This is a genomic window from Nodosilinea sp. LEGE 07298 (genome assembly GCF_015207265.1).
Lineage (GTDB): Bacteria > Cyanobacteriota > Cyanobacteriia > Phormidesmidales > Phormidesmidaceae > Nodosilinea.
In genome coordinates this window covers 26,767-35,395 of the sequence record NZ_JADEXE010000037.1, presented here as the reverse complement: position 1 = coordinate 35,395, position 8,629 = coordinate 26,767, and the positions used below count along the sequence as shown (strand labels likewise).

Below are 8,629 nucleotides of genomic sequence, written 5' to 3'. Positions count from 1 at the left end.
CCCTAGCCCCCCTGCTCCCTAGCCCCCGGAGAATAGTATCTGAACTTGCGCCGCAGAATACTAGTCAGAAGCGGAAGGTTTGGGTTGCAGTTTGAAGGCCGTGCGATCGCGGCGAATGGGGCGATCGCGGCGCTGCGGGTGCGGCTCACCGACTAAAATAACTGAGCCCGTCAGCTGATCGACCAGGGGCGTGGTGCTGGCCCCCACGGTTAGCCCGTTGCCAACCCGACGACGCTGCAGTCGCAGCATAACCAAATCGTACTGCGATGCCGTTTTGACGATCGTAGACACCACATTGTCTTCCGCTAAGAGGCAAATCTCGATTTCAACCTCGGTTATTGGCAACCGCTTGACCAGCAGTTCTAGCTGTTTGCTCAGGCGGTTGCGCTGTAGCTCTGAGGCCCGCGGGCTGTGGACATGAAGCAGCGTAATTTTGGCCTGATTGCGGCTCGCTAGCACCTGGGCAAACCGCAGGGTACGCAGCGCCGCCGGGGATAGGTTCTCAATCGGCAGCAAAATGCTCTTGCAGTTTGTAGGCGACTCTAGCAGACGGGCGACCACCACCGGGCAGTGGGCCGACCAGAGAATTTCATCTTGAATGTTGCTAAATAGCCGTCCTCTCAGACGCGATCGCGCCCCCATGCCCAGCACAATCAGGTTGGCGTTTTCTTCGCGGCTGAGGTGAGAAATGGCCTGGGCCACGCTGTACTCAATTCTCAAACGAGGGCTGATCTCGGCCTCTAAGCTGGCGCTAATCGTTTCGGCGATCTCCAGTCGCTGGCGGCTGTGGGCTACTGCTCTTGCCAGCTGCGGCGAATCCATCTGGGGCTGCGCTAGAGCCACTGCTAAAGGAATAACGCGCCCGTTCTCGTAGCGAGCCACAGCGGCGGCCAGCTCAATTAACCGCTGCTCGGTGTCGGGGTTGTAGACCGGCACCACCACCGTAAACGACTCGGGAATGTCGCTGGGGGGCGGCAGCCAGTCGAGCACTTCAGTTTCGATTAGGGCATCGTCTTCGATTAGCTGTTTGCCCGATCGCGCGGTGACCAGCGGACCTAAAATTGCCGTCACCAGCATCAGCAAAATAACGCTGTTAAACACTTCTGAGTTAATAATTTCGGCCTCGTAGCCCACCAGCGCCGCTGCCAGAGTCGCCGCCACCTGTGGAATCGACAACGACCACATGGTCAAGGTTTCGGCCCAGCTATACCCGTAAAGCAGGCGAGCCCCAAAGGAGGCCAGTCCTTTGGTGAGCAGCAGTACGCCGACAATCAGCAGCGGTAGCTCAACCGATCGCAGAATATCCCCAAAGGCCTGCAAGTCGAGCAGCAGCCCCATGGCCACAAAAAACATCGGAATAAACAAAACGCTGCCCAGAAATTCTGTTTTTTCCTTCACCGGGCCATCGCCAATCACGCTGTTGATGGCGAGCCCGGCCAGAAAGGCCCCAATGATGTTTTCAACCCCAATCAGCTGGGCCACCAGCGCGCAGAGAAAAACCGACAGCATCACAAACAAAAACTGGTTGCCCTCGTCTTTGCCGGTTTTGCGAAAGAACAGCTTGCTGAGCTGTTTGAGGCCCACCAGCACCGCGATCGTGTAGAGGCTCAGTGAACCCAGCAGGGTGGCTAGCTTGAGGGCCGAAAAGTCGCCCTGGTTCACCCCCAGACAAATGGCCAGCACCAGCAGCGACCCAATATCGGTAAAGATAGTCGCCCCCACAGTCACCGTTACCGCCTCGTTGCCCACAATGCCCAATCGCTGCACGATGGGGTAGGCCAGCAGGGTATGGGAAGCCAGCAGCGAGCCAATTAAAACCGCCGCCAGCCAGCCAAAGTTGAACAGCAGCCCGATCGCAATACCGCCCACCAGGGGAATGGCAAATGTCATCAGGCCAAAGGCCAGGGAGCGATCGCGGGTGCGCTGAAACAGAGCCATATCGATTTCGAGACCGGCCACAAACATGAGGTAGATTTTGCCAATCTCTGCGAACAGCGACATGATGTCGGAGTCGGGGTTGAGCCAGCCCAGCCCGCTGCCGCCAAACAGCACCCCAGCCATAATTAGCCCAACCAGGCCCGGCAGCCTGAAGCGCTCGAACACAGGCGGCGTAACCAGCACGATCGCTAGCAGCAGCACAAAGGTTGTGATCGGTTCTCGTAACGTTTCGGAGACAGGTTCTACTAAGAAAAGCGCCATAGTGCTGCCTAACATAGAGAGAGCCAGGTCGCTAGGGACCTGGCTGCGGGGGTTGTGAAGGGATTTAGCTTAGTCTGTTCTACTAAGATTCAGGCTCCTCACCAGTTCTGTCTCTCTACCCAAAGAAAGACTTTGCCCCAAAAGAGTGAAGAGAATGTTCTGACCATTTTGGCGTTGGCTATCAATAAACTCTTGTTAAGCAGCAAATGCAGCGCAGGCATTCTAAAAGAGTACGCAGCTGAGCTACGTACTCTTTTAACCGGTTGATTAGGCATCACCTCAGCGGGGATGCTAGATACAGGTATGAATCAAAAATTCAACGTTTCTTGCAGGGGTAAATGGTCGTTTTCCCTTACCCAAAGTCATGCCTCAATTTAGCAACGCCACTCAGCATTTTCTACATCAAGAAAATATTGCCAGTCTCCAGCAGAACGATGGAATTATCGTCTTCACTCAAAGACGGAGCCTGAGTAAATTCCACGGTAAAAGTGTCATCTCGGGAAGAAACATCCGAAATAGTAGCCTGAGTTAGTCCACCATCCTTTTCATAGAACGCGATTGTTGTAGGGGCGCTGAGGCCAGATAGAACTACCTCTTCGCCACTGGCCAGGGTGCGTGGATCGGTAGCCGCGATCGCCTCATAGGTAATTTCAGAGGCACCCATATTACGCAGGGTAATGGTTACTTCTCCCCGTACTGGCGCAATCGAACCTCTTGGAATTAGGCGTGTGCGCAGCGGTGGCAGGGTCTCCGTTGGAGCGTCAGTGTAAGCAGGCTCATAAGGCTGGGCCGTAGGTGCTGTCTGGGCGTTGACCTTAGCCACGCCTAGCACCGACAGCAGCAGCAGGCTATTGCCCAAAAGCGATAGCCCTCTTCGGACAGGATTGGGCGCAGGATTGGATTTAGATACTGTAGACATAATATTTAAATTCTCCGTGATGATGTGCTGTCTTCATTGTTAGAAAGATACTTTCTTCCGCCGTCCATCAGTCGAAGGAAGTACATCTCTATCAACAGTCACGAATAGGAGATTTAGCTATAACTTGGTTATGATTCACAGCGATCACGGAGCGCGTTTCAAACTGATAATGCACTCCACGATCGCCCCTGGTTCACGGGTTTATAGATATAGGCTGATGGGTTCACCAGGCTCGACTACAACCACGCGATCGGCAGTGATATTGCCCGTTGCGGCCCCTGCGGCAGCACCACCGACAATAGCACCCAAGCCAGCATCACCCAATATTTCACCTAAGACCAGGCCACCGGCAGCGCCAATCCCCGCGTCTTCAGCAATCGAGCCCGCAGTGGTATCACGAGGGTCTTTAACATCTTCCATTACCCCAGATGACGCATTCAGCGGATAGCTGCGTCCGTCCACAATCACTGAGTTGGCGTCGTAGCGCAGTCCGCCTTCTGCAGGCACGTACTGGCCCTGAATTTCGGCACCAGGGGACAGATACAACCCATTTACCGTTACGCCTTGTTCGACGGTGAGGTTGTAAGAATAGGCGCGATCGGGGCTGAGGTAAAGGGTTTCCTGCTGCACGCTGCTGGTAGGAATTGCGGTTGCCTGAGCGATCGCAACGCCAGAATTGGGCAGGGCAACGGCTTTACCAGCAACGGAGGTTGCTCCAACCAGCGCGGTAGAACCGATGGCCAAGGCCGCGATCGCAGTACGAAAGATGGAAAGTGGAGTGTGAATCATGAAACGAAAATTTTGACTTCAGTACCAAGTCACGCTCGAGATCTTCAGAACCAGCAGCGTTTCTAGCGACCAGGCTCGACGTCTAGACTTGGATTTGACTTAGATACATTGTGACAGCCAAGCCAGCGATTAACATCCTGAAATCGATAGAAATTCGTCGACAGACTAGATCTGGCGCTGTTGAGCACCCGCTTGAATCAAAAATTGCCATGAACCCTGTATGGGCGAACCACCCACTTGCCTCTACAGGGCTCATCCAATTATCTAGCAGCGCTCTTTACTTACCGTAGGGGTGCACCAAATCGTCTACAATTTCATTCTCCTGAGTAATTTCTTCGAGATTAAGCTTGTCTTTAACCGCTTCACCTATCGAAGGTTCTGATTCGTTTTCTGTATCGGCATTGGCGGAAACTTCACTTTGCCACTGACGACGGCGTTCGCGCATTTTTTCGAGTCTTGATTCAGAAATTTTTGCTTCTTCGCCTTCAAAGGCGGCCTCGGCGGCAAAGCGAGACGAAGCCGCTAGCGCCATCAGCGAATTAGAGCCTGGTTCTAGTCCTGGAGTCGTAGAATTTGCCAGCGCTGCGGTCTGCGAAAAGCCAAACACTACCATCACACTCACCAGCAGCACAGAAAGGCGCTTGGCAATAGCTTTCAGCGAGGCATAAAACGTACGATCTGCCATGATTTTATCCTTTCAAAAAAGAAATAGGTTCAAGAAAAACAGGACTGGTTTTGAGGCTTTTCTACAAAATAGGGCTGTCTTTTGTAAAGGCAAACTCTGATCTGCAAGAAAAGTTGCCAGCCAGCCCTCCCAGTGCGAGTTCACAATCACTTTGATTCCAGTAGCCTACGCAAAAGCGCTGACGCTAACGTCCCTCTCCAGATAGAAAGAAGGGTCAGATCTCCCTCTTGAATAGCGTTCTCAAAGGGCACCTACGGCAGGATTCTGACACTGTCTGGCTCTCCGAAACTGGATGGCTAGAGGTACAACTTATCCCGATAATTTGTACCGCCCCCAAGATTGCTTGGCAACACACAGTAGGGCATGCCCAGGTAGGCAGGCCCTATTGAACGTACATATTGAACATAAGTCGATGTAGATTGAATTGAGGCAGGAAACCCAATACCTGCATGGGTTACGCTATTGCTAACCCATTCTATGTTTGAAGCAGCCCACACATTTAGAGGGGGCTTGAGTAGAGCGCCCAGGCTAAAAAGCGCTCGGTATAGTACAGCGCTACCTGATTGCCAACGCCATTAAAAAGAATGTCAAAGGCATGCTCTGACCAGGGAACTTTGAGCCAAACGGCCTGATTGCCGGTGGCCTGGAGCTGGCGATACAGGTTATGCCCGTACTTGGCCTGCACCACATGGTCGCGCCCCGCATACACCAGCAGCGTGGGGGGCAAACCGGGCCGCACATAGTTGATGGGGGAGGCCTGGCGGTACAGGTTGGGTACCTGGTCCGGAGTGCCGCCTAAAAAAGCCCTGAGTACGGCGCGGGTATCAATGGGGTCTGGGACGGGGGGATTGTCGTAGCCTGTGGTCAAGTTTACCGGCCCGTAGTAGTTAACCACGGCTCGAATCGGGATGATTTGGGGTTGTTGATAGGCGGCGATCGCCGCCAGCTGAGCCCCAGCCGATCGCCCCATAAGGGCCAAGCGGGTGAGGTCAGCACCTAGCTCTGCCCCATGGGTTTTAAGGTAAGTAAGGGCAGCGCGCACGTCCTCGATTTGAGCCGGAAAGGGATACTGCGGGGCATGGCGGTAGTCAATCGCTACCACGGTATAGCCCTGGGCCGCCATGTAGCGGCTAAAGGTCTCTTGGCTATTGGGACTACCCCCCTGCCACGCGCCACCGTAGATCACAACCAGGGTAGGGTAGGTACCCGCCGCTGAGGGCCGGTAAACATTGAGCCTTAAAGGAACGTCAGCCGGTGTGGCAAACACAATCCCTCGCTCGATGGCGATCGGCTCCGAGGCCGGGGTTATACCCCCAAGCGCGGCCTGGAGCTGAAAGGGTTGGGGCCGCAGCCTATCCAAAAGCGACGGTGGAACGTGGGCCAAATAGTTTGGACCCAGGACCGATCGCATTTCAGCCGCAATGCGATCGCTGGTGCTAGAGACCTGAGTCAGCGGCAGCAGGCTCAAGCTTAGGGCGATGGCGCAGGTACCCAGGGCGATTCCTGCCGGGATTGCTTCACGAGTCGCGGCTACTTTTCCCCTGAAATGGGTGAGCCAGACGGCGATTGCGGCGATCGCGCTTAAGCCTGCTAGCCAGGGGCTAATTTCTGGTGCCCCTACGCCCAGCGGCAGCAAAAATCGGGTGGGCGCTGGCACGATAATCCAAAGGCTCAAGCCAAGACTACTCCCCGCCAAAAGCCAGGCCAGGGCTTGACCGCTACGAACGAGAAATGCGTTCGGGCGCTGCTGCTGAGAGGTCCGCCGGGCGGCACGCATAGGGTTTTCCTACAAACATCGATTACCAGTGATCATAGTCTGGGATCGAATGGCAGGGTAAGCACAAGAAAGGCATCAAGAAAATGTGCCAGGTGGCAAGACCTGAGACAAGGACAGCGAGCCGATGAGCCTATAGTCAGGATTCACGAGGCCGTTTGGCCTTTTATCTGACCTTGGGCAGCACTTCAATTAGCTTTTCGGCACTCTATATAGTGCCGGTTGGGGTAGTAATCTGGTATCGAATCTGTATACCTTCAAAAGGTATAGGGCTAATTGCTATGTTCACATTACCTACTCAGAATCTCGACTTTTTCTAGGTCTTCCCGCACGATTGAATGAACCATGCTTAAGAATTCTATCCAGCTCAGGGCGTGCTTCTGCTGTATCGGCCTCTGACTCATCGTCAAAATTTGAACGCCAGCGTTTAGGTACAGAGGAAGCAGTCTCGTAGCTTGAATCTCTGGATGAATAACGCATGGCAATAATTCTCTAAAGCGACAATGCTACTGGATGAAATGCTTGTCTAAAATAGTGAGATATCCAAACTGATCGATAGATATTGCTTGGGGAGACACCCCGCGATCGCACTTCTGTGCATTAGTAGTCTGACAAAACCCCTCTCTTACTTTAAGTGACAACCTTAAATTATAAATGTGGCATTCTTGTGAACGCTGGGGGTCAAGGCTTAGTGGTGCAGAAAACTCTGCGGCAGTCTCAAAATGAGAATGAAACGACTTTAGAAAACTCAATGCGGCAGTCTAAGGCGTCTCGTTTGCACTGAGAGGCCCCAGCGGGCGGTGGATTGCATTTAGGCAAGGCTTGGAGGATAGGCAAGGGCAGTCGCGCATAGCCGAGCCGAGCCCGTTCCCGCAGATCGAGTTGCAGAAAACTCAAGCCCCGATCACCATGCCAATTGAGGCGAGTCCGTCGGCCCGCCTTAACCAGCATCATGCCCAACACCAGGGCAATCAGATAGGCACAATCCAGCAGCATAAACAAGCGGGTCAAGACGGCAGCATCACGGAGACCTGAATCAAGGACATTCAAGGCTGCTGACTTGTAATCCTTGAAATGGTGCTCTATCCCTCCAAAGCGTTGGCCGTAAAGCGCCAAGGTTTGCAACGAGACGGTTTGATTTGATCACACGGCCCAGGAGCCTTTTTTGCCTTTGCTTCTTAGGGTGGCCGAGTACATAGCAGCACCGGGGAATAAAGAGCATCTGTACTACTCCTGTCTTTGGGCACGGGGGCTAGCGTCCGGATATTCCCCCAAAAAAATCCCCCAATCCGTCCCCCAAACTCGCCTAAAGATGTCCAAAAAGGGGCAACGCGAAAATCTGAGACCCCAATGCAAAAGCCCCGAACCGTTTAGATTCAGGGCTTTTCGCTTGATTTAACTGGATGCCAGGAGGCGGGCTTGAACCGCCGACACGAGGATTTTCAGTCCTCGCCTCATCCATGATATGCAAGGGTTTCAGCCTTCTATTTGCTCGTTTACCCCAAACTTACCCCAATAAATAAAAGTTCGGGTATCTTTCAAGCAATTTTGGTCAAGTTGGCTCAAGTAGAACATTTGTCCGATTGCTAGACTCACAACTTTCGGATCCATGCTCTTTTGTAGATAGTACAATTGCACTTTTTCATGGTTGGCCGAACTAACCCATTCAGTTCGGGCAGCGTTAGACAAGTAACAACGGCCATATATTTTCTCTCTAATGTCCACATCTCAGCCTTATTCCCTGCCTAGACTCAGGAGCATCAACTGAGATGAGGAGGCTAGCAGGGCCATGACTCATGACCAGGGATTAGAGGACTTGCTTGCGAGTCCGGTATTTTTGCAAGGTCTTTCGCCGCAGGAGGCTGAGATTTTCCAAGCAATGTGTGGGGAGCTGAGTGGCTTGGCCACCCAAATCGCCGGTTCCATTACGGCTCAATCTTCTTCAGGGGCACCTGTGGATCTGATGATGCTTTTCCAGAACATCTCCGCCGCTGTGGAGGATGAGACGGAGAAAGCATCTCTGTGGGAACAGTTCGAGGAGCAGATTCAGGGCGCACAAGTCACTTTGACTGAAATTGGCCAATGTCCGGTCTCCCTTGAGGAACTGGAAAGAGCAAAACATCAAGTTGGAAAATTGCTGCAACTGATTGACCAGATGGGTCAGCCAGACACAGGGGGCGCTGAAGAGAATCAGCATTCCTTCTGGAATAGGCTCTCGGGCCGGATTAAGGCAGTTCTCTTCTACAAACTTTTCTAGGAGGAG

The 8,629-nt window shown here is 53.2% G+C and carries 7 protein-coding genes; 1 reads left to right on the top strand and 6 read right to left on the bottom strand.

Features of this window, described 5'->3' with window-relative positions; translation table 11 throughout:
* Nucleotides 1–60: 60 nt before the first annotated feature.
* The 6 genes from IQ273_RS07645 to IQ273_RS07620 all read right to left on the bottom strand — a co-directional run bounded on the left by IQ273_RS07645 (nt 61) and on the right by IQ273_RS07620 (nt 7,377).
* Nucleotides 61–2,199: a cation:proton antiporter gene (locus IQ273_RS07645; protein ID WP_194022576.1), complete on the bottom strand. Its 2,139-nt coding sequence runs from the start codon at nt 2,197–2,199 to the stop codon at nt 61–63.
* A gap of 397 nt (nt 2,200–2,596) precedes the next feature.
* The gene (locus IQ273_RS07640) at nt 2,597–3,118 is read right to left on the bottom strand and encodes a hypothetical protein (protein ID WP_194022575.1); all 522 of its coding nucleotides are present in this window, start codon (nt 3,116–3,118) and stop codon (nt 2,597–2,599) included.
* Nucleotides 3,119–3,319: 201 nt separating this feature from the next.
* Nucleotides 3,320–3,907: a hypothetical protein gene (locus IQ273_RS07635; protein WP_194022574.1), complete on the bottom strand. Its 588-nt coding sequence runs from the start codon at nt 3,905–3,907 to the stop codon at nt 3,320–3,322.
* 277 nt (nt 3,908–4,184) lie between these two features.
* Nucleotides 4,185–4,592 (bottom strand): hypothetical protein, encoded by a 408-nt coding sequence (locus IQ273_RS07630; RefSeq protein ID WP_194022573.1) that lies wholly within the window; start codon nt 4,590–4,592, stop codon nt 4,185–4,187.
* A 499-nt stretch (nt 4,593–5,091) separates the two neighbouring features.
* Entirely contained in the window at nt 5,092–6,369 is a 1,278-nt protein-coding gene (locus tag IQ273_RS07625; RefSeq protein ID WP_194022572.1) for an alpha/beta hydrolase, read from the bottom strand.
* 714 nt (nt 6,370–7,083) lie between these two features.
* A complete protein-coding gene (locus tag IQ273_RS07620) occupies nt 7,084–7,377 on the bottom strand; it encodes a hypothetical protein (RefSeq protein WP_228052528.1) in 294 nt (97 codons plus the stop codon).
* 778 nt (nt 7,378–8,155) lie between these two features.
* On the opposite strand from IQ273_RS07620, the gene IQ273_RS07615 reads away from it, so the two are divergent.
* The gene (locus tag IQ273_RS07615) at nt 8,156–8,623 is read left to right on the top strand and encodes a hypothetical protein (protein WP_194022570.1); all 468 of its coding nucleotides are present in this window, start codon (nt 8,156–8,158) and stop codon (nt 8,621–8,623) included.
* Nucleotides 8,624–8,629: the final 6 nt, after the last annotated feature.

Coding starts and splice junctions, on each gene's coding strand:
- IQ273_RS07635 (WP_194022574.1), bottom strand. CDS start 3,907: ATGATTCACACTCCACTTTCCATCTTTCGTACTGCGATCGCGGCCTTG.
- IQ273_RS07645 (WP_194022576.1), bottom strand. CDS start 2,199: ATGGCGCTTTTCTTAGTAGAACCTGTCTCCGAAACGTTACGAGAACCG.
- IQ273_RS07625 (WP_194022572.1), bottom strand. CDS start 6,369: ATGCGTGCCGCCCGGCGGACCTCTCAGCAGCAGCGCCCGAACGCATTT.
- IQ273_RS07640 (WP_194022575.1), bottom strand. CDS start 3,118: ATGTCTACAGTATCTAAATCCAATCCTGCGCCCAATCCTGTCCGAAGA.
- IQ273_RS07615 (WP_194022570.1), top strand. CDS start 8,156: ATGACTCATGACCAGGGATTAGAGGACTTGCTTGCGAGTCCGGTATTT.
- IQ273_RS07630 (WP_194022573.1), bottom strand. CDS start 4,592: ATGGCAGATCGTACGTTTTATGCCTCGCTGAAAGCTATTGCCAAGCGC.